Source organism: Neorhizobium sp. BETTINA12A, from assembly GCF_023006485.1.
Lineage (GTDB): Bacteria > Pseudomonadota > Alphaproteobacteria > Rhizobiales > Rhizobiaceae > Neorhizobium.
In genome coordinates, this window is the sequence record NZ_JALBGW010000025.1 from 23858 (window position 1) to 45642 (window position 21785).

9 protein-coding genes are annotated in these 21785 nt (G+C 59.9%); 5 read left to right on the forward strand and 4 right to left on the reverse strand.

What is annotated here, in order from left to right; translation table 11 throughout:
• Position 1: 1 nt before the first annotated feature.
• Positions 2-1441 (reverse strand): exopolysaccharide biosynthesis polyprenyl glycosylphosphotransferase, encoded by a 1440-nt coding sequence (locus tag MOV61_RS09780; RefSeq protein ID WP_247136429.1) that lies wholly within the window; start codon positions 1439-1441, stop codon positions 2-4.
• Between the two features lie 359 nt (positions 1442-1800).
• On the opposite strand from MOV61_RS09780, the gene MOV61_RS09785 reads away from it, so the two are divergent.
• A complete protein-coding gene (locus tag MOV61_RS09785) occupies positions 1801-3390 on the forward strand; it encodes a GMC family oxidoreductase (protein ID WP_247136430.1) in 1590 nt (529 codons plus the stop codon).
• 39 nt (positions 3391-3429) lie between these two features.
• On the opposite strand, the gene MOV61_RS09790 is transcribed toward MOV61_RS09785, so the two are convergent.
• The 3 genes from MOV61_RS09790 to MOV61_RS09800 all read right to left on the reverse strand — a co-directional run bounded on the left by MOV61_RS09790 (position 3430) and on the right by MOV61_RS09800 (position 10110).
• A complete protein-coding gene (locus tag MOV61_RS09790; RefSeq protein ID WP_247136431.1) occupies positions 3430-4626 on the reverse strand; it encodes a glycosyltransferase family 2 protein in 1197 nt (398 codons plus the stop codon).
• A gap of 340 nt (positions 4627-4966) precedes the next feature.
• On the reverse strand, positions 4967-5617 hold the full coding sequence (locus MOV61_RS09795) for a 4'-phosphopantetheinyl transferase (RefSeq protein ID WP_038546001.1): 651 nt from the start codon (positions 5615-5617) through the stop codon (positions 4967-4969).
• 2 nt (positions 5618-5619) lie between these two features.
• Positions 5620-10110, reverse strand: a complete 4491-nt coding sequence (locus MOV61_RS09800; RefSeq protein WP_247136432.1) for a MupA/Atu3671 family FMN-dependent luciferase-like monooxygenase — start codon at positions 10108-10110, stop codon at positions 5620-5622.
• A gap of 433 nt (positions 10111-10543) precedes the next feature.
• Here MOV61_RS09800 and MOV61_RS09805 point away from each other — a divergent pair, with 433 nt between their 5' ends.
• The 4 genes from MOV61_RS09805 (at position 10544) to MOV61_RS09820 (ending at position 21391) form a co-directional block, all read left to right on the forward strand.
• A complete protein-coding gene (locus tag MOV61_RS09805) occupies positions 10544-17086 on the forward strand; it encodes a type I polyketide synthase (protein WP_247136433.1) in 6543 nt (2180 codons plus the stop codon).
• 128 nt (positions 17087-17214) lie between these two features.
• Entirely contained in the window at positions 17215-18666 is a 1452-nt protein-coding gene (locus tag MOV61_RS09810) for an oligosaccharide flippase family protein (protein ID WP_247136434.1), read from the forward strand.
• Between the two features lie 310 nt (positions 18667-18976).
• Positions 18977-20377, forward strand: coding sequence for a glycosyltransferase family 4 protein (locus MOV61_RS09815; RefSeq protein WP_247136435.1), 1401 nt, complete (start codon positions 18977-18979; stop codon positions 20375-20377).
• Positions 20378-20605: 228 nt separating this feature from the next.
• Positions 20606-21391, forward strand: coding sequence for a response regulator transcription factor (locus tag MOV61_RS09820; RefSeq protein ID WP_038545991.1), 786 nt, complete (start codon positions 20606-20608; stop codon positions 21389-21391).
• The last annotated feature ends 394 nt before the right edge of the window (positions 21392-21785 follow it).

The following is a 21785-nucleotide window of genomic DNA, read 5'->3' on the forward strand; positions in this document are numbered from 1 at the left end:
ATCAGTAGACCTTGCCGAAATCGCAGATCTCGATTGCGGTGCGGACGACGATCTTCATATCGAGCCAGAACGACCAGTTGTTGATGTACCAGAGGTCGTGGAATATCCGTTCTTCCATCTTCTCGATATTCGGCGTCTCGCCGCGGCAATTGTTGATCTGAGCCCAGCCGGTCAGCCCGGGTTTGACATGCCGCCTGAAGGCATATTTGGCGATCTGCGCATCATAGAGTTCGTCGTGGGCGAGCGCGTGCGGACGGGGGCCGACGATCGACATCTCGCCTCGGAGGACGTTCCAGAGTTGCGGCAACTCATCGATACTCGAAGCGCGGATGATGGCCCCGATCCTCGTGACGCGGGGGTCGTCCCTGGTTGCCTGGCGAATATCGGCAGAATCTTCCATGACGGTCATGCTGCGGAATTTCAAAATTCGGAACGAGCGGCCGCCATATCCTTTGCGGACCTGCCTGAACAGAACAGGACCCCTGGAATCGCATTTGATGGCGATCGCCACGACGAGCAACAACGGAAACAGCGAGAGGATGGCCAATAGCGAGAAGATGATGTCGAACGCGCGCTTGGTGCCGCGTTCGTAAAGGTTCAGCGGCGGCCGCTGCGTCTGGAATGCTGTCATGCCGCCGATCTTGCGGGCCGGAGCACTGGTAAGCCGGCCGACGACGCCATCGAAGATGACATTGACCGGCGATGCAGAGCGTCTGAGTTCTCCGAGGTAGAATTCGAGCTTGGAGACATTCGGGTCCCGCCAGATGATGAATACCTCGTCGATGTTGTCGGTCTCGCTCTGCCCCAGTCTCTGCAGAGCGTTCACGGGCAACAGATTTTCATCCGAGAGGCGGAGGACCTGCACGAGTGTCATACCGCTTGCGGCCGCCTTATGCTGCCAGTGTTCCGCTGAAAACTCCTCATGACAGATCAGGAGTACTCGTTTCATCTTGAAGGACGCCGCAGCCGCTGCCGACGGCAGATACCAGTGCCAGAACAGGCGGGTGCAGATCAGCCCGGACAGAGAGATGACAGCTGTCATCAAGATCGCTCCGCGCGAGAAGGTCGTGCCGATTTTCAAAAAGAAAATGACCGTCAGCAGGAAAGCGAGAGCGCTTGGAATCAGAATGCAGATCAGCCGGATTTGTGGCCGCAGGAGCTGAATGCTCTCCGGGCTGTAGGCCTGCGCGCTGTGCATTGCGAGCACGAAGATCGTCGATAGAACTAGGCCGATCCCGATAAAGAGCGACGGATCGGGCGCAGATCCGAAAACGGCATATTGATAACCCGTGAAACCGACGCCGGTCGCTCCGAGAAGATAGATGAAGTCGGCAGCGGCAGCCACATAGGCGATAACATGATATTCAGGCCCCCCGCGTTGAGACTTCTGCTCATACGAGATGTAATCATTTCCAATCTTCGGCTCGAATGGTGTGATCATCGTTAAAAAACCCCTACCAGCGATAAGAGTATAGCCGAGGAGAGGGTGGGCACAATGTATCCAGCCTACCTCCTAAGAATGATCTCCCTATTACCTACTTTTGTTGCTGGACCGATTGAATACAATCTTTCCTCTATAGGGTTGAATCTGCCTTCGAGATTTCCGAGGTAATTTTATTTTGACTTAAGTTAAATGGTATAGATCAATTTTATATTTTGAACGAGAAGGCGGGACTGTCTTGCTCTGCCGATGAAAATGAACATTAGCAGCAATTTTGGATATTGGGGCTCAGCCGCCGGAGGGGTCCTGCCGGCTGAAGGCTTATCGCCACAGCCCTTTGTTTTGAGTTGGGGGTGTGGATGGAATTTGAATGGGACGTTGCCATCGTCGGCGCCGGAATGGGCGGGGCGGCAATGGGATACGCTTTGGCAGCCGCCGGATATCGCGTCCTTTTCATCGAAAAAGGTCTGGCTGAGTTCCCGCAGGATGAAGCTGATGATCCTGACAGTCCGGATGAAACGAAACGCCTGAGAAATGGCCGGTGGCCGCAGCAGATTTCCGGCACGGTGGATGCCCATCCCGTGCGCTTCTTTCCTGCACTCGGTTGCGGCGTCGGCGGTTCGACGCTCATCTATGCTGCAGCGCTCGAACGGTTTTCCCCAAGCGACTTCAAAATCGTCGACAAGTCCGGCAAGTCGGCTTGGCCGATCGGTTACGAAAATCTGGAGCCTTTTTACCGCAAGGCGGAAGGCCTTCTGCACGTTCGCGGCAGCCAGGACCCGCTGCAGCCGCAATCTGATGTCATCGAGCCTCCCGCCATGACCCGATGCGACCAGCACTTTTTCGACTCCGCGCAGTCGAATGGAATGCATCCCTATCGGGTTCACACGGCCTGTCGATATATCGACGGATGTAGCCAATGCGGCGGCTTCATCTGTCACAAGTCCTGCAAGCAGGACGCACGGCGGGCATTCGTCGAGCCGGCGCTCGCGACGGGCAATGCGATGATCATCGATCAGTGCAGTGTGGAAAAGATCTCGGCCGATGACCGGGCGGTCACGCAATTGTCTTGCCGGAAGAACGGGAACGAGCTGGCGATCGTCGCAAAGCTCTATGTGCTCGCCGCCGGCGCGCTTTCAACGCCTTTGCTGCTTCTTAATTCCACGAACGAGTTCTGGCCGAACGGCCTTGCCAACACGTCGGATCTCGTGGGGCGCAATCTGATGTTCCACGCGTCTGATTTCTTCGCTGTCTGGCCTCGCGGCAGAACCCGTGTTTCAGAGCCGGGAAAGGCTATCGGTCTTCGCGATTTCTACGAATATCAAGGCCTCAAGCTGGGCGTCATCCAGTCCACGGGTCTGACGGCGACCGCCAACAACGTGCTTCACTTCCTGAAATCGCTGATCGACCGGAATGGCTGGATCTGGCTGAAGCCGCTGAAGCCCTTCATGCGCATCCCGGCGATGATCGGCGCCCTTATCTCAGGCAATGCGACGATATTCACCTCTATCCTCGAGGATCTGCCTTATCCCGAAAATCGCGTCAGGCCCGATCCGGAAGATCCGGCCAGGATGTATTTCGAATATACCATCCATACCGAGTTGCGGCAAAGAATGCAGGCATTCCGCAAACTATACCGGACAGCATTCAAGTGGCACCGGATGATGATGCTCGGTTCCGAAGTCAACCTCAACTACGGCCATGCCTGTGGCACATGCCGGTTTGGTTCGGATCCCTCTACTGCGGTATTGGATACCAACAACCGCGTGCACGACCTGGACAATCTCTATGTCGTCGATGCTTCGTTCTTTCCGACCAGCGGAGGGGCCAATCCAAGCCTCACGGTCGCCGCGAACGCCTTGCGTGTTGCAGAGCATATTGCTCAGAAACTCTCAGCGACAAAGACGAACCTGACGGAGGCCAAGGCCGTCCCGGACCCCGCGTCCTGAGCCGACTTTCCGAAAGGGGAATGCCCCTCTCGCCCCGGATCAGTGGACCCTGGTTCGATCAGTTCTGATCCAGGTGGCCCCGCCGGCTTCGATGACATGGCGCGGATAGAGCCTCAGTTTCTTGAAGATGTATCCGGGGATGTCAGCCATGGCATGCATGGGAAGCGCGCGTCTGCCGTGACGCCACCAGGCTACCGACAGCGCGATATCGAAAGCCAGGATGCTGATGATCGAGATAGCCAACGGCGCGATCGCAATTCCCGAAGTCGCGAGGAAGACTGCCGGAAACAGTGAGAGCAGGAGAAGCGCTGCCAGCAATGTCAGCGGCGGTATGAGCGCATCAACGACGAGCGCCAGATAGGCCCTGTTCCGCAACGTGTTGCCGTCAAGCAAGGCCGAGAAAAGGTGTGCCGCTAACGCCAAGCGGCCCGCGTTCCATCGGGAGGCTTGTGTTTCTAGGCCTTTCTTCGAATACGGAAACCTGCTGCTTACGGCTGCGGCATCGCAAAAAAGCGGAGCGTGGCCGATCCGCGCGAGGTCCAGCCCAAGCTTCATGTCTTCGACCAGATCGCCGTTCGCAAGTGCGGCGTCACGCAGGACGGCCCAGGGAAATGCCATGCCCGAGCCGGTCAATTGCGCAGGAAGCCCGAGTTTAGCCAGTCCAAGAAGCCGGATCCGGTTCTTCAGGAGAAATGCGAATTCGGAAACCGCGAGGTTGATGCTTGCGTCCGGCGGCGCGAACATCAGATAGCGGGATTGCACGGGTCCGTTCGTTGCCGCGGCCATGAGGGCGAGGTTATCGAGCGCGCCCGGTTCCAGCCAGCAATCGGCGTCGACAATGACGACCACGTCCGGCGGCAGCAGGCCGAGATACCTGACGCCGGCGTCGAGGGCGTAGCCCTTGCCGCGGCGAAGCGGATCGAACCGTACGATGACATCCGCGCCCGCTTCGCGCGCCAGCGAGGCGGTGAGATCGTTGCAGTTGTCCGCCACGACGACCAGCCGATCGCCATCGCGCATCTGGCTTTGGATGCTCTGCAGGGTGCCAATGATCTGAAGCTCTTCGTTGTGCGCCGGGACAAGAACCGCGACTTGCGGTCGTCGGCCGTTCTGACGCGGCGGTGTGCTCTGCCGGCCGATGCTTCCCGCGAGACATTCAATCGCGAAAAAGACAGTCGGAACAAGGACAACGACGGACAATAACAATGCTGCGGCGACCAGTATGTCCTGTTGCATGACTTCCCTCCGACGATAGCGTCTCAAGGAGTCAATCATAACGGGAGGGCCGAGCGTTCTAAGCTGACCACGCTACACAGTTCGAGTGAGCGCGGGCTCATCCTATTTTGGGGCAGGTAGGATCAGGTCGAACCTATCTACGCCCATTTGATGGCAGGTGGGTCAATTGAAGCCTGTTCTTCGTGCCAAAATGGTTATTGATCGAGTGAATGCAGCCGGCTACGGCAAAATGCCGCCACTGGCTTCCGGCCGGCTGCCTCATGCTGAAACGGGCTTGAACTGCGTCGTTCTTGGCGGTTGGCGGCCTGGGCCAGGGGCCGAGCAGGCTACGGCCGATGCTTCAGCGGATGATCATGCCGGCGACGACATATCCGTCGCGCAGCCTGATCCGGCCCACAAGCCGGTCACCAGTCCTGAAGGGCGGGACATCGATCTCGAAATAAGCGGCGAAGTGCCCGTCGGCGAGGTTCAATTCGATGCGGATCGCCTCAAAGCCGAACATCGTGCGCGTCAGGCCGTATTGGCATTTGTAAGTGCATTCCTTGGCGCTGAAGATCGCCTTCACCAATCGTCCGCGAGTGCCCCATTGCTGCCGGTTGAGCCACTGTCGCTCGCGCGGTGTGCAGATCTCCTGCGCATAGGTGTCGTCAAGCGGCGTCGCTTCCTCAAGATCGAGTCCGAGAGCCTTGATGCCGTCCGAATGGCGGCCGATGGCTGCGACGCAGCGGGTGGTGGAGTGGCTGATGCTTCCGGCAATGCCGGCCGGCCAGATCGGCGCACGATCGGACCCCACGGGGATGGCCATATCTGGCAGGCCCAGATGACCCATGGCCCGCCTGGCGCAGGTGCGGCCGGCGGTGAACTCCTGCTGCCGGCTCTTCACCGCCGTGGCGATCGCCGTTCTCTCTTCGGGATAGAGTTTTGAAACGTCGCCGAACAGGTCGGATTCGGCGACCGACACGGAAGGGTCGAATATGCCTTCCAGCAGCATAGCTAGACCTTCGTTTCCACGCGAACCAGCGTCGGGCGCCGTTCCATCGCATTGCGGCGCAATGCGGCTCGCTCGGCCACCCTGCTCAACTGGATATCGGCCTTACCCTTGCCGGCGATATGGTCGGCCAGAAGGGCAACTGTCGGGAAACGGAAGAGGTCGGTGATCGTCAGATCCGGTGCCAGCTTTGCCTTCATTTCGCGATGAACTTGCACAGCGAGCAGCGAATGTCCTCCGAGTGCAAAGAAGTTGTCGAAGATGCCCACCTTTTCGAGCCCAAGCGCGCGGCTGAAGACCTCGCCGATGTCGCGCTGCAGACTGTTGGACGGTTCTATGAACGTCGCGGGCGTGGACTGGACCTTTTCCGTCGGAGCCGGCAGCTTGTTGCGATCCACCTTGGCGTTCGGCGTCAGCGGGAAGGCCTCCATCGTCACGAAATGCGATGGTATCATCGCATCGGGCAGAGTTTCGGCGATATAGGCACGCAGATCCTGTTCGGAGACGGACGTCCCGTCGGTGCGGATATAGGCTACCAGGCGCACGTCGCCGGGGTTGTCCTTGCGAGCGACCACGACCGCCTCGCGGATGCCGGCGAATGTGCCGATCCGCGCTTCGATCTCGCCAAGTTCGATGCGATGGCCGCGGATCTTTACCTGATGATCGGTACGGCCGAGGAAATGCAGGACGCCGTTCCTGTCGAAGCGAGCAAGGTCGCCGGTTCGATAGATCCGGCCTTCCATGAACGGGTTGGGCAGGAAGCGTTCTTGCGTGAGCTGTTCGCGGTTGTGATATCCGCGGGCGACGCCGTCGCCGCCGATATAGAGTTCGCCGACATCGCCGGGCGGCACCGGATTATAGGCATTGTCGAGCACATAGAGCTGGGTATTGGCGATCGGATGGCCGATCGGCACGACGCCTGTCGATGGGCCGGCCGTGAATGTCGAAGACCAGATTGTCGTCTCGGTCGGGCCGTACATGTTTTCAATCGTCGCATCGGTGACGGTTCGCAAGGCTGCGAGAAGCGACCCCTGCAGCGCCTCGCCGCCGAGGAAGAGATGCCTGACGTCGCTGAGCGCTGCGCGATCCTCGTCGATCATCATGAACATGCGGGCCATCGAGGGCGTGCATTGCAGATGGGTAACCCGATGCTTGCGGATCTCTTCTGCAAAACCATCTCCGGTCTCTTCGCTGACGGGATTCTTGCTCATCTTGACCACTTCGGCCAACAGCGGCAGCCTTTCCATGACGATATGGTCGGCCAGGCCGAAATCGATGAGGCATGCAATGTCGTCGACGCCGGCCGCCTTGACCTGATCCAGCCTTTCCAGCGCATCCTCGACCGTGCCGAACAGGCCGCTGTCTTCGAAATAACGCAGGAAGGCGAATTCCAGGATGGCATCCATCTCCTCGGGCGCGAGCGACTGGAGGTCGATATCCATCGGCTGGGCGATGCCCTGTGGCTTCTTGAAGGCCGGAAACGCCCAGGCATATTGCTTGATGAGAGCGGCTGCGCTGCGCAGGTATTCCTTCATCGGGCCGCGCGCCAGATCCCGCACCTCGTTGCGATCTTCGCCGATCAGGGTGTGCAGCATTAGCGTGACTTTGTAATCGGCGGGGTCGCGGCCGGTCTCGGTGAGCGTCTGCCGATAGATTCGGATTTTTTCCGCAAGCTCGTCGACCGACTGGCCGAGCAAGTGGGTGAGCACGTTGGCGCCGAGCCGAGCGGCTTCCCGATAGCTTTCCGGATTGCCGGCGGTGGTTAGCCAGACAGGGAGTTCCTTCTGGACCGGCCGCGGCTGGGTCACGACTGCGACCGTGCCGGCGCCGAAATCGAAATCGACGCTGTCGCCACGCCACAATTTGCGGACGACCTCGATGTCGCGGGTCAGGCTCGCCTTGTTCTTCGGCGGTGCGTTTTCGGGCCGCAACACGAAGTCCTCCGGCATCCAGCCGGAGGCGAAGGCAAGTGCGACGCGCCCATTGCTGAGATTGTCGATGACTGCCCATTCCTCGGCGACGCGCGCCGGATGATGGAGCGGCAAAACGCAACTGCCGGCGCGGATCGAAAGGTTTTTGGTGACCGCCGCGACCGCCGCTCCGGTAACGGCCGGGTTCGGATAGGGGCCACCGAAGGCGTGGAAATGGCGCTCCGGCGTCCAGACGGAATCGAACCCATTTGCATCAGCGAATTTCGCACCTTCGATCAGCAGACGGTATTTGTCCGGACCAACTCCGCCGTCATTGCCCCAGTAGAAGAGGCCGAAATCCAGATGCGTGCCTCTCCCGGCGGAAGACGCGCCCTTTGCCTTGGCTTCGATGACTTCTGAGGAATGGATGACGACCTTGAAGCCGCGGGCAAGGGTCCAGAAGAGTTCCAGAACGGAAATATCGAAAGAGAGGCTGGTGACGGCCAGCCAGACATTGCGACGATCGGCGGAGCGCGGCACCCGGTCGTCCATGCCGACGAAGAAGTTGACCACGTTGCGATGCTCGAGCATCACGCCCTTCGGCAGGCCAGTCGAGCCCGACGTATAGATGACATAGGCAAGATTGCTGGAAGTCACGTCGGTTGCCGGGCGATCGGCTGCGGCCTGGCTTCTCAGGATATCTTCGACACACAGGAAATCGGTGCCATCAAGCGTCTCGGATTTTGCCAGCCGCCGCTCGGTCAGAACCAGTTTGGCGCCGCTATCCTTGATCATGAATGCGAGGCGATCGGCTGGAAAATGCGGGTCGAGCGGAATATAGGCTCCGCCCGCCTTCATGATCGCAAGCGCTCCGACGACAAGGTCGAGCGAACGCGGCAGGTACAGGCCAACAGTGACGTCCGGGCCGACGCCCTGAGCGACCAGCGCTTGCGCGATGCGGTTCGCCCGCTCGTCCATCTCGCGATAAGAAAGGGAACGGCCGTGGAATGCCAGGGCTTCGGCATCCGGCGTCCGGTCGACCTGCCGCTCGATAAGCTGGTGGACGCAGGCGGTCGTATCGTATACCCGCTCAGTCCGGTTCCAGTCGAAGAGGACCATGTTCCTGTCGGCGTTCGACATCAAGGGCAGGTCCTGCAGCAACGTCGCGTGGTCCTCGAACGCCGAGGCCAGGATCGCAAATGCCGTCGCCAGATCCTGCGCCTGCCGTTCATCGACGCGCGCCCGATCGTAGACGAGGTCGGCCCTCGTCTCGCCAAGCCGGAAGGTCAGGGCGCAGCCGTCGATTTCATCGGTGAGCGCCGGATTGGAGATGTCCGCGATACCGACCGTCAGCTCAGCCGCGATCAGGCCGGGATAACGGTCGACAAGATCGCGGCAATAACCCTGGCGTTCGTCCAGCACGTTGAGCAACCGGTCGACATGCCCGAGCAGGTCCTCGACCGAGACCTGCCCCGAGGCGTCGATCCGCAGCGGAATGGACTTGGCGAAATAGCCGGGGTGGCGGGCACCAAGGTCTATCAGCCTGTCGTTCGTATAAGCGAGGTCGAACGTCGGCTGACCGGAAAGACGGTTCAGGAAGGCTGCCGTCAGCGCAACCCGTTCCTGCCGTGAAAGCTGTCCGGTAAAGGGCAGGGGGATGGTGCGAATATCCGGTACCTGGCCGACTTCTGGCGCTTTTACATAGGGTAGCGTGATATCGGTGCTGGTTTCGAGCATGCGGCGGAAGAAGCCTTCATGTCGCGCAAGAGTGGAAACCGCTTGCGATAACGTGTCCTTCTCGCGGTCGTTCATAAGCGGCAGCCGGTCGCCGGGGCGCAGCACCGAGGAAAGGACCACCTGCCTGGCGCCGTCCTTGCGGATGGCTTCGAGCAGGACCGGCATGTCCGCGGTGCCGACCGTCACGCCATGGGCGCCGACCGAGAGGACCAGGCCGGGTTCGCCGTTCAGTTCGCCGTCGAGGACGCGAAGATTTCTGACGGTGAAGACGTCGTTGCCAAACTGGACCTTTGGCGTTGCCAGCGGGTTGAGATAGGTCGCGCCGAAATCCAGGCCGCGCACCAGGCGCGAAAGCTCACTTGCCGAAGCGGTAAAATCGAGGGTGCCGGCGGCCGGAGGACGCTTGAGCTGCTCGTAATAGGTGCGGCTCTTAAAATCCTGGCGGTGGGGGATCAGGGTACGGCGCTCGATGTCGCCGAGCACCTCGGAGAAAGTCGCAATCCCTGCTTCAAAGCATTTGGTGTTCAGCGTCAGCGCCGTCTCGTCCGCGCTGATCTCGAAATGCTGCTGCGCATAGATATCGCCTTCGTCGATACCTTCGGTGATTGCGTGCCAGGTGATGCCGTGCCGCTCGTGACCTTCGAGGATTGCCCAGGCGGGTGTGTTGAGACCGGCCATGTCCGGCAGCAAGCCGTCATGAAAATTGGTGGCGCCGATGCGCGCGTGCTGCCAGATCGCATCCGGGACCATTTTCAGGTTGGCGATGCTGAACAGCCAGTCGTAGTCATATTGCGTCAGCTGGGCGGCGTAATCGCCTTCGGGTGTTATGACCGGAATGTCCTGGGCCATCGCCCAGTTTCGAACCGATCCATTGGAGGTCGCTATGGCCTGGATCTTGTGTCCGCGCCCCCGCAGAATTTCAGCGCATTGAACCAGCAATAGTCCGCCACCGATCAAAACACACTTCAATTCGCCCATAAAGCTTGTCCCCACTCGTTGCTGTTCCAGGCACTTCGATAGAAACGGGGGGCGGTATAAAACTCAACATGCGCCTCACCACCCATGCGGATGATCGCGGCTAAGCCTGAATCGCGGGCCTTACCTGCCTCTCCCCCATACGGATGATGATGGTTTCCAAAGGAGTAATTGCGATTGCTTCTTAGCTGGAAGCACATTGAGAATGCGGGTTTGCGCTCGCGGTTTTTCAATGGAAGCGGAACGAGGCCAATGGCTCATTGGGGTGATGTCATCGGGCCGACCTCCGCGGGTTGGGACGGTATCGATGCTTGAGGGGTCTAACCAGGTCAGTGCCGGCGATATTGCGATCGTCGGCATGGCTTTGAGAGTGCCGGGTGCGCGCAATGTTTCGGAATTCTGGCAGAACCTGCGAGACGGCGTCGAGTCCGTCCGCACGTTTTCGCCGGAGGACCTGATCGCCGAAGGCGAAGATCCCGAGCGGCTCCATCATCCCAACTACGTTCCACGCGGCGCCGATCTTCCCGATATGGAAATGTTCGACGCGGAATTCTTCGGTCTGAACCCGAAGGAGGCGGCGATCATGGACCCCCAGCACCGCCATTTCCTGGAATGTGCCTGGGAAGCCATGGAGGATGCCGGCCGGACGCCGAACAATCAGCCCGGCCCGGTCGGTATCTTCGCCGGCTGCGGCATGGGCAGCTACTTCTATTTCAACGTCTGCAGCAATCGCAACCTGATCGATCAGGTGGGCATGTTTCTGTTGCGCCATACCGGCAACGACAAGGATTTCCTGGCGACTCGCGCCTCCTTCACGTTCGACCTGCGCGGTCCGAGCGTCAACGTCCAGACCGCCTGCTCGACGTCGCTGGTCGCGGTGCACTATGCCTGCCAGAGCCTGATTTCAGGCGAGTGCGACATGGCGCTTGCCGGCGGGGTGACGATCGAGTTCCCGCATCGGCGCGGATACACGTTCCAGGAAGGTGAGATCCTGTCGCCCGACGGGCATTGCCGGCCCTTCGATCATCGCGCTGCCGGGACTGTTTTCGGCAGCGGTGTCGGGGTAGTCGTGCTGCGCCGGCTTTCGGATGCGCTCCGCGACGGCGATGTGATCCATGCCGTGATCAAGGGCACGGCCGTCAACAACGACGGCGGCAGCAAGGCGGGTTATCTGGCCCCGAGCGTCAGCGGGCAGGCCGAGGCGGTTCTGGAGGCTCAAGGTCTCGCAGGTGTCGATGCCGACACTATTCAATACATCGAGTGCCATGGCACGGGTACGTTCCTCGGCGATCCGATCGAGATCGAGGCGCTGACGGCGGCCTTCAGGCAGAGCACCGACCGGACCGGCTTCTGCCATGTCGGGTCGGTCAAATCGAACATCGGCCATCTCGATACAGCAGCGGGCGTCGTCGGCCTCATCAAGGCGACGCTTGCCGTCAACGAGGGGGAGATTCCGCCGACGCTCGGCTTCGAGCGCCCCAATCCCTCGATCGATTTCGAAAAGAGCCCGTTCCGGGTCAACAACAAGCTGGTGAAATGGCCGCATGCGCCGGGCCCTCGCCGGGCGGCCGTCAACTCGCTCGGCGTCGGCGGCACCAATGCGCATGCCATCATCGAGCAGGCTCCGACCCGCTATGTGCCGGATGTGGTCAAAAGTGACGCGCAGGCCGGTGCCGATTGCGATCCGATGCTGCTGTTCCTTTCGGCCCGCCAGCGCAAGACGATCGACCAGGCGGCCGAGCGGCTCGGTTTGGCGATGTCAAACCAGCCCGGCCTTTCGCTTGACGACGTCAGCTTTACTCTGCAGCACGGCCGCAAACATTTCGACCATCGCATGGTGGTCGCCGTCCGTGGCCGTGAGGACGCCGTCGCGGTCCTCGCGAACCCCGGCGGCCGCGGTTTCGTTCATCAGCCGGTGCCGAACAACGCCGGTGCTATTTTCCTGTTTCCGGGCGGCGGCGCGCAATATGTCGGCATGGCCAAGCGGCTCTACGAGGAGGATCAGACATTCCGGCTGATCGTCGAAGAGGGGCTTTCCCATCTGCCGAGCGATGCGGCAAAGGAGATCCGCGCCACCTGGCTCGGGGAAAATACGGCCGCGACCGCAAAAGCCTTTCTCCGCCCGTCGCTCCAGCTTCCGGCCATCCTGATCACCGAAGTCGGTTTGGCCCGCCTCTGGATGGATTGGGGTGTGAAGCCGAAGGCGCTGATCGGTCATTCCATGGGCGAGAACGCCGCGGCCTGCGTTGCCGGCGTGATGTCCTTCAAGGACGCCGTCAATCTCGTGCACCTGCGCGGGAAACTGTTCGAGACGATCCAGCCGAGCGGCATGATGAGCGTGCCGCTCGATCACGACCGGCTTTCCGAACTGCTGCCGTCATCGCTCGATATTGCTTCGGTCAATGCGCCGTCGCTTTGCGTCGTGTCCGGCCTCAACGAGGATCTCGACGCATTCCGGGAATTCCTGGTGACGCAGGGCATCGATGCGACACGGGTGCCGATCAATATCGCCGCTCATTCGCGGCTGGTCACGCCCATCCTCAAAGCCTTCGAGACTTTTCTGCGCGGTATAACCCTTCGCGCGCCGGCAATTCCGATCCTCTCGAATCGTACAGGCCTGCCGCTCAGCGCCGAAGAGGCAACCGATCCGATGTACTGGGTTGGCCACCTTCGTTCGACCGTCCATTTCGCGCACGGCATGGCCGCGCTTTCGGCCGAACCCGGACGGATCTATATCGAGGTCGGCCCCGGGCGGGTTCTGTCGTCACTGACGAAGGCGCAAGGGTCGATCCCCGCAAACCAGGTGATCAACAGCCTGCCGCATCCGGACGAGGCCGGCGATGATCGGCTTTATTTCCTCTCGGCCGTCGGACGGGCCTGGGCGACCGGGCTCGATGTCGACATAGACCGCCTTTGGCAGGGCCGTTCGCCGCGCCGGGTCCGGCTGCCTGCCTATCCATTCCAGCACAAGCGCTTCTTTATAGACCGTGCCGGAGCGAATGAGAGAGGCAAAAGCGCCGAGCCTGTCCTTTCGAAGGAACCGGATATCGCACGTTGGGGCTATCGTCCCTCCTGGAAGCAGACGCTTGCGGATTACGAACTCGGTGCCGAGAAAGAGGCGCAATCCTGGCTGTTCTTCCTCGATGATACCGGCGTCGGCGCGCGGCTGGTCGATGCGCTGAGGACGGTAGGACACCGCGTCGTGACGGTGTCGCTGGGCGATGCTTTCATTCGCCGTAGCGCCGAGGATTATATGCTCTGCCCGGAACTGGGGCGTGCGGGATATGACGCCCTTGTTGCGGGACTTGTCGGCGATGGCGGACTGCCGTCGCGGATCGTGCATATGTGGCTTCTGACCCAGGCGGAAACCTTCCGGCCCGGCTCGAACTTCTTCCATCGAAACCAGGAGTGCGGCTTCGACAGCATGCTGCATCTCGCCCAGGCTCTGGGGGATGCCGCCAGCGTTCCGGACATACATTTCACCGTTATCACCAACGGTATGCAGCAGGTTTCGGGCGAGCCCTTGTCCTATCCCGAAAAGGCGACCGTTCTCGGTCCCGGCCTAGTGCTACCGAAAGAGATGAGCGGTGCGACGGTCAAGGTGATCGATATCGATCTGCCGTCCAGGGCTGAGCGGAACAGCAAGCGTTTCGCTTTTGCTCGTTCGGCAGAGAAAAAGGATGCCGTGGACCTGGCGCCATTGACCGAGCAGCTCTGGGAAGATCTGCACGCCAAGCCGGGGTCGGAAGTGGTGGCGCTGCGTAAAGGTCGGCGCTGGTCGCAGATCCATCAGCGGTTGCCATTAAAAGAAGTGTCATCCGAGCAGGCGAAACTGCGTGAAGGCGGCGTCTATTTCTTCTCCGGTGGTTTGAGCGACGTCGCTCTGGCACTTGCGGACGAGCTCGCGAGCCAGTTCCAGGCGCGGATCGTGCTTGTCGGCCGCCTGGTTCTTCCGCCGCGCGAAAATTGGGAATTCTACGATCGCACCCACGGCCACGACGGAGTGCGGCGCGCGATTTCGGCGATCCGGAGGCTCGAAGACGAGGGCGCGGAGGTCCTTTATCTCGTCGGCGATGTCAGTAATCCGGAGCAGATGAGCCGGGCGGTCGAGACGTCGCTTTCCCGTTTCGGGGAAATCAACGGTGTCTTCCATGCGGCCGGCGCGATCGATGACGGCCTCATCCAGACCAAAACCCGCGACAGTATCGACACGGTGCTGACGCCGAAAGTTCTCGGTACGACCGTACTGGATGCGGCATTCGAAAACGTCGCGCTCGATTTCTTCCTGATGTTCTCCTCCACCAGCACCGACATGGTGCGGGCGGGACAGGTCGATTACGTCGCCGCCAACGCCTATCTCAATGCCTTCGCGCAGAGCCGCTCCCATCGCACCGACCGCGCTACCGTCGCGCTGCACTGGGGCGTCTGGAACGAAGTCGGTCTTGCGGCACGAGCGCTTGGCGCGTCGGAAGGCGGCGGATGGATCAGGCCGGTTGCCGGCCCGGCAGCGGGTCCGTTCTTCCATCACTGGAAAGAGGACGAGACGGGATTGCCCTGGCTCGAGGCGCTGGTCAGCCCCGAGACGGAATGGATGCTTGACGAGCATCGTCTTCTGTCCGGTCAGGCGGTCATGCCGGGTACGGGCTATCTGGAATTGATTACACAGGCGTCTCGGGAATACGGACTTCCGTTTGCAGCGGAAGTGGCGGACCTCGTATTTCTGAGACCGCTTGTCTTTAGCGACGGAGAGATGAAAGCCGTTCGCGTCCGGCTGGAACCGGTGGCGGAGCATTTTCGCGTCATGGTTTTGGCGGGCCCGGCGGATGGCGAGGATGCGCTGTTCGTCAAGCACGCCGAAGCCGTCCTCAAGCCGCAGCCGCAACAGAGGCACGAGACCATCGACATCGCCACTATAGCCTCTTCGTTTGACGAGACACGGGTTGCCGGAGGCGGCAGCGCGCTTCGTGCTGTCCAGGAGAAGCATATTCGCTTCGGCCCCCGCTGGTCGGTGTTGCGCTCCATGGCGATCGGAAGCGGCAAGGCGATTGCGGAGCTGAAACTGGACCCCTCCTATGCGGATGATCTTTCGAAAGGCGTTCTGCTGCACCCGGGCCTGCTCGACATTGCGACCGGCTTTGCCATGGAACTTGCCAAAGACTACGACGCCGAGACCTCGCTTTGGGCGCCGGCAACCTATGGCCGGGTGGTCCTTCACGAGCCGCTGCCGGCCGAAATCATCAGCATCGTCAGGCTCGCCGACAGCAACGATTTCGGCGAGGGTTATGCGGCCTTCGACGTGACGATTACTGACCCCGGCGGCAATGTTGTCTTCGAAGCCGAAAAATTCGTCATGCGCAGGCTGGAGAACGATCTTGCGCTCGGTCTCGCACCCCAGGCGGATGCACCGGCTGCTGCGAAACCGAAACATGCCCCCCTGTCTCCGGCGATGCTGAAGCTCGGCACCCAGGTGCGCAACGGCATTCTTCCGTTGGAGGGTTTTTCGGCGCTGCAACGCGCGCTCGCCACTTCCGAACCTCAGCCGATCATCAGTTCGATCGATCTCGAAACTCTGCGCGAATGGATCGCGGCCTCTGCCGAAACCGCGACGCCGTCTGGGGACAATTTCGAGAGGCCGGACCTCGAAAGCGAGTTCGTCGAGCCCCGCAACCCGATCGAGGAAACGCTGGCCGGCTATTGGCGGGAGCTCCTCGGCATCGCCAAGGTCGGCATCCACGACAGTTTCTTCGACATGGGCGGGCATTCGCTGATTGCAGTTCGACTGTTTCGGATGATCAAGAAGCAATACGCGCTCGACCTGCCGATCTCGACGCTGTTCGAGGCGCCGACGATTGCCCAATGTGCGGAGCGCATCGCTGTGGAACTGCCGGATGGAGGCGAAGCCGCAGGATCCGAGCTCGCGGGGAGCCTGCCGACGACGACGGCAAAGCCGGTTCATCTGGTACTGATGAACCCCGGTAAGAATGCAAAAGCAACCCCGCTGTTCATCTGCGCCGGCATGTTCGGCAATGTCCTGAACCTTCGCCATCTGGCTATGACCATGGGGGCGGACAGGCCAGTCTACGGATTGCAGGCTCGCGGTCTCTACGGAGATCACGAGCCGCATGCGACTTTCGAGCAAATGGCGGTCGATTACATCGCCGAAATCCGCACCGTTCAGCCCAACGGCCCCTATCTTCTCGCCGGCTATTCGGGTGGCGGCATAACCGCCTTCGAAATGGCCCGACAACTTCAGGAGGCGGGAGAAGAGGTTTCCCATGTGTTGATGCTGGACACGCCGCTGCCGCGGCAACCGGGGCTGGATCTGCGCGACCGTATTACCATGAAACTGCAGGATATCCGCCGGCATAAAGCCAATTATCTCGCCAAGTATCTCCAGGACCGTCTGCACGACAAGATGAACGGCCGCGCCAAGCAGGAGGCGGAGCATCAGGCCGGCCCGACGGAGCATTTCAACAACGAGAAGATCGAGGTGGCGTTCAGGCGGGCGGCTCATCAATACCAGGTGAAACCCTATGCCGGAGCGGTGACGCTGTTCCGACCGAAGCCCGCCATCTTCTACCGGCTCAGCGGCGGACGCTGCCTCAAGGAGAACCGCGATATCCTGCTTTCCGACAACGGCTGGAGCGAGCATGTCGTGCAACTCAATGTCTCCGAGGTGCCGGGAGATCACGACAGCATGGTGCTCGATCCTTATGTTCGCGTGCTCGCCGAGCGCATGCGCGCAATCGTTGCCGAGGCGGTGGAAAAACGGAAGTCAAAGGACGCCGTACCGGCGCAGCCGCTTCAAAGCAAAACCGTTGCCCAGAAACCGGTGATCGAGCTTGCGTAACGTTCCCCTGCAATCCGTTTCGATGCCGTCGCCCACGCTCGTGGCCTTGCCATTGGGCGGGCCGCCGTCGCGACATCTTTCCCAGACGCAAAACCAGGCCAATAGAGTAGTGAAATAAGGAGCCCGCGGTGGTCGAAGCAACAGTTTCTCCCGATTGGAATGGCGAACCTTCCGGTCCTGCGGGTGTGCTCGGCTCGCCCGCTCCTTCGGTCGAGGCGCAGCCGCGTTTCCGCAATATCATCATGCGGGCGGCCGGCTGGTCGATGATGGGGTATGTCCTGCTGCAGGTGCTGCGCATCGCCAGCAGCCTGATCCTGACGCGCCTGCTGATCCCGGAAATGTTCGGCATCATGGCGGTTGCCACGATGGTTCACGTCTCGGTGTCGATGCTCTCCGACCTCGGCCTCAGGCCGGCAGCGATCCAGAGCCGGATGGGAGACGAGCAATCCTATCTCGATACCGCGTGGACGCTGCAGATCCTGCATGGATGCCTGATCTGGTTTACCTGTGTGCTGGTGGCGATCGGGATCGGGCGTGCAGCCCATTACGGTCTGTTTCCCGCCGGGTCGGTCTATACCGTTCCCGAGCTTCCTGCGATCATCATGGCACTGTCGTTCTGCATGGTCATCATGGGCCTGCAATCGACGAAACTCATCTCCGCCTTCCGGCATCTGGATCTCGGACGGCTGACGGTTATCGAGATCACGGCACAGGTGATCAGCCTTACCGTTGCGGTTCTGCTCGCCTGGAAAACGGGGTCGATCTGGGCTTTCGTCGTTTCGACCTATGTATCCTGTATCGTCACTACCGTGCTCAGCCATGTGTGGCTCCCCGGCGCCAATAACAGCTTTTCCTGGGAGAAGGAGGCGGTTCGGGATCTCATTCGCTTCGGCCGGTGGATCATGCTGTCGTCGATCCTGACGGTGGTCGCGGCCAGCGGGGATCGCGTCTTTCTTGCCGGCTGGACGAGCCCCATGATGCTCGGCCTCTATAGCCTGGCCTTCAATCTCATTTCGATGCTTGAGGGCGCAGGCGGACGGCTTTTCTCAACCGTCGCGATGCCGGCACTCAGCAAGGTGGCGCGGGAGCGGCCCGAACAGCTGCGCGGCATGTTTCTGAAAATTCGCCTTCCCTTCGATCTCGTGTTCATAGGAAGCGCCGGGGCGATCTTTTCGGGCGGCAAAGCGATCATCGAGTTCCTCTATGACGATCGTTATCTGGAGGCCGCGCCGATCATCCAGATACTGTCTTTCAGCCTTCTCACCACCCGTTTCGGGCCGCTGTCGGCGATATACCTTGCCGTCAACGAACCCAGAAACCAGACCATTCTGAATTTTGTCCGGGCGGTCTCGATTTTCGTCTCGATTCCGCTCGCCTATTATATGTTCGGATTTTACGGTGCGCTGTGGGCGATCGCCCTTTACGGGCTGCCAGTTTTTGCCGTGATATTCTATTTCAATCGGCGCCATGGGCTCCACAGCTTGTCCTATGAAGTCGGCGTGCTTCTGGCCTGGCCAGTCGGTTTTCTGGCCGGAACCCTCGCGACGCTGATTTTTGAGCACGCCGGCAGCATATTCTGATCGATCCAAATCAGAAGGCGATCCGTCCTCAGTCGAGCGGTGGTGGTGGACGATTCCGTCCTACCCCTAAAGCAGTAATGTTCTCCCACTTCCGATAGATTGATGAAGAGGGGAAGGCGAAATAACATTCATCATCAATACATACTTGTGACGGTCGGCGAGTAGTGTTTGCTCAGCCGTCATGTCAGCAGGATTTCATCAATTCAATTTGGAAATACTCCATGCGTGGCAACATAAATTTCCGGAATGTTCTGGCGTTGGTGAGATTTTTCCACCGGATTGGTGGCGTTGACCGCAAAGGGGTTTGTCAATGAGCGTGGCCGGGCCGCATTCCGATAGCCTTCCACAGGTCTTCCGCGCTTTCGCCGATAAACTTTCCGAGCAGAGCCGTGCCGGGAACGGGCTTCATTCCAATGTCGCGAAATCACCGGGCAAGGCGCTCCGGCCCTTGTTGATTGCCGAGGCAGCGAATCCGGAATGGACCAGCGTGCCGCTGGTCGGCTGGAACCTTGCGCATGCGATCATGCAGAAGACCGACGCTCTGCTTGTCACGCAGGTACGGAACCGGGATGCGCTTTTGCGCGCCGGGTTGGTCGAGGGGCGCGATTTCGTCGCCATCGACAACGAAAGGGTAGCGCGCGCCTTCTACCGTCTCAGCGAACGCCTGCGGGGCGGGGAGAACAAGGGCTGGACGGTCGTGACGGCCTTTTCCTCGTTCTCCTATTATAGTTTCGAGCGGGACGTGTGGAAGCTGCTGGGCAAGCGGCTGATGGCCGGCGAATTCGACTTGGTTCACAGGATCACGCCGCTCAGTCCCACGAGCCAAAGCCCGATTGCCAGGAAGCTGAAAAAATATGGCATCCCTTTTGTCCTCGGCCCCCTCAACGGCGGCGTGCCTTGGCCGAAAGGTTTTTCGGACGTGCGAAGCCGTGAGCGCGAGTGGCTGTCGGCAATTCGGAAGCTCCATTTTCTGATGCCGTATTACCGGACGACGCGATCGGAAGCGGCAGCACTTATTGCGGGGTCCGGTCATACGCTGAGCGAGCTTCCCACGAACTGTGCGGAAAGGGCTTTTCTCATTCCGGAAAACGCGGCCGATCCGGATCGTTTTCCATTTCAGTTGCGCGAACTCTCCGGCAACAGGTTGGCCGTCGCCTTCATCGGCAGGCTGGTACCCTATAAGGGCGCAGACATCCTCATCGAGGCCGTGGCCGCCTATCGGGGGCGTTTGAACATCGAAGTTCTCATTGTCGGTGACGGTCCCCAGCGAAAAGAACTGGAGGAGACCGTGCGTCGAAAGGGGCTTCGGGATTCCGTCAAATTTGCGGGATGGGTGGAGCAAAGGGACCTGGCTTCAACACTGGCCGGATATCAGGTGCTGGCATTGCCGAGTGTCCGGGAGTTTGGCGGCGGAGTCGTTCTGGAGGCAATGTCCATGGGCCTCGTCCCGATCGTTGCCAATTACGGAGGCCCGCCGGAGCTCATCGACGATCAATCCGGCATAGCGGTAGACTTCCACGATCGCGAGACGTTGATTACCGGTTTCACCAAGGCGTTTGAATACTTGGAAAGCAATCCCGGGCTTGTCGCTTTACTCAGCGACGCAACTTCAAGACGTGTTCGGGAAAGATACAGCTGGCATGCCAAGGCGGTTCAGATGTTCGAGATTTATAACTGGATCCTGTATGGCGGTCCAAAGCCTATATTTTGACGTACGCGTTAACTATAAGCAGATATCCAATTCCCTATCGGAACTTAGCTCGCCACTTTGATAAATATTTTTATCTATTTGCTTACTTGCTGATAGACTAAATTACGTATCAGTTGTATATTGACGTTAATAAAAGGTTGATGAGGTGGTAAGACAGTCTGTTGGCGTACTTATAGTTGCGGTTCCTGAAGGGGACAATCAGTCCTAGACTTCAGGCAAGGGGGTAAGATGAGTTCCACACCAAGCGGCTACAGCCGTTCTCCTGCTGTGGCAGATTCCTTTCGCATTATGAATGACATCCCGAAGCTCGCCGAACGAGATGATCGCGGCGGTGAGGGGGTAAACCACGATGGATGCCTGGTGATCATCGACGCGAGAGCGCTTGATCGCGAATGCCTTGCCAAAGCCCTCATCGGGCGTGGCCTCGAGATGGATGTCTGCGCTGTCGGCTCCATCGAAGAATGGAAGTTAGAGAAAGATCTCTATCCGCCCGTTCAAGCCGTTCTATTCAATATAGGCAGCCGAAAGGCCGACGATTCAGCACTCGCGGCCGACATCTCGAAATTGACGACCGAGTTCAAGTCGCCGCCGATCATCGTGCTCTCCGACTCCGATGATCTCGCGCAGGTCGTGAAAATGCTCGAGTATGGGGCTCGGGGTTTCATTCCGTCCTGCGTCGGCATCGGCGTCTGCGTGGAAGCGATCGGCCTGGCAGTTGCCGGCGGGATTTTCGTTCCTGCAAGCAGCGTCCTCTCCATGAGGCATCTGGTCAGCGCTGCAACGCCGTCGGCTGAACATCGGCCGCTCTCGGGGATGTTCACGCTGCGCCAGGAAGCGGTGGTCGAAGCGCTTCGCAGGGGCAAGGCCAACAAGATCATTGCCTACGAGCTCAATCTTCGGGAAAGCACGGTCAAGGTTCATATCCGCAATATCATGAAGAAGCTGAAAGCGACCAATCGAACCGAGGTCGCCTACAAGCTCAATGACCTCTTCCCGTACGGAGCGGCTAACTAGATCCGCCGTTCACCTGACGGACCATCCCCAAGATATCACGGCTGCGAAATCCGAATGTTCGCAGCTGCATGAAGACTACCAAAAACCACGTCAACGCTGACAGGGGCGTCGCCGCGGTACTGCCTCCTGACCTTGAAGAACTCCCGGCAGGGATCGTTCTTTGACGTTGGTGGTCGTGCATGCGCCATTGCATTGGCGAGAGAGAAGGAACGGCGCAGCGCGCGCGTTCTGAAACGAATTGCGAATTCAATCTGTACGCCATCCAATCTGGCAGTCAGGGCAATGCCGATAGGGGTTCGGTGTGCCGAGACCGTGAGATCGGATTCGTGTGTCCTGGCGGTCGGATGCGGGATCGTCGGGCCCCGCCGGGCATACCATCATCGGGATGACAAGG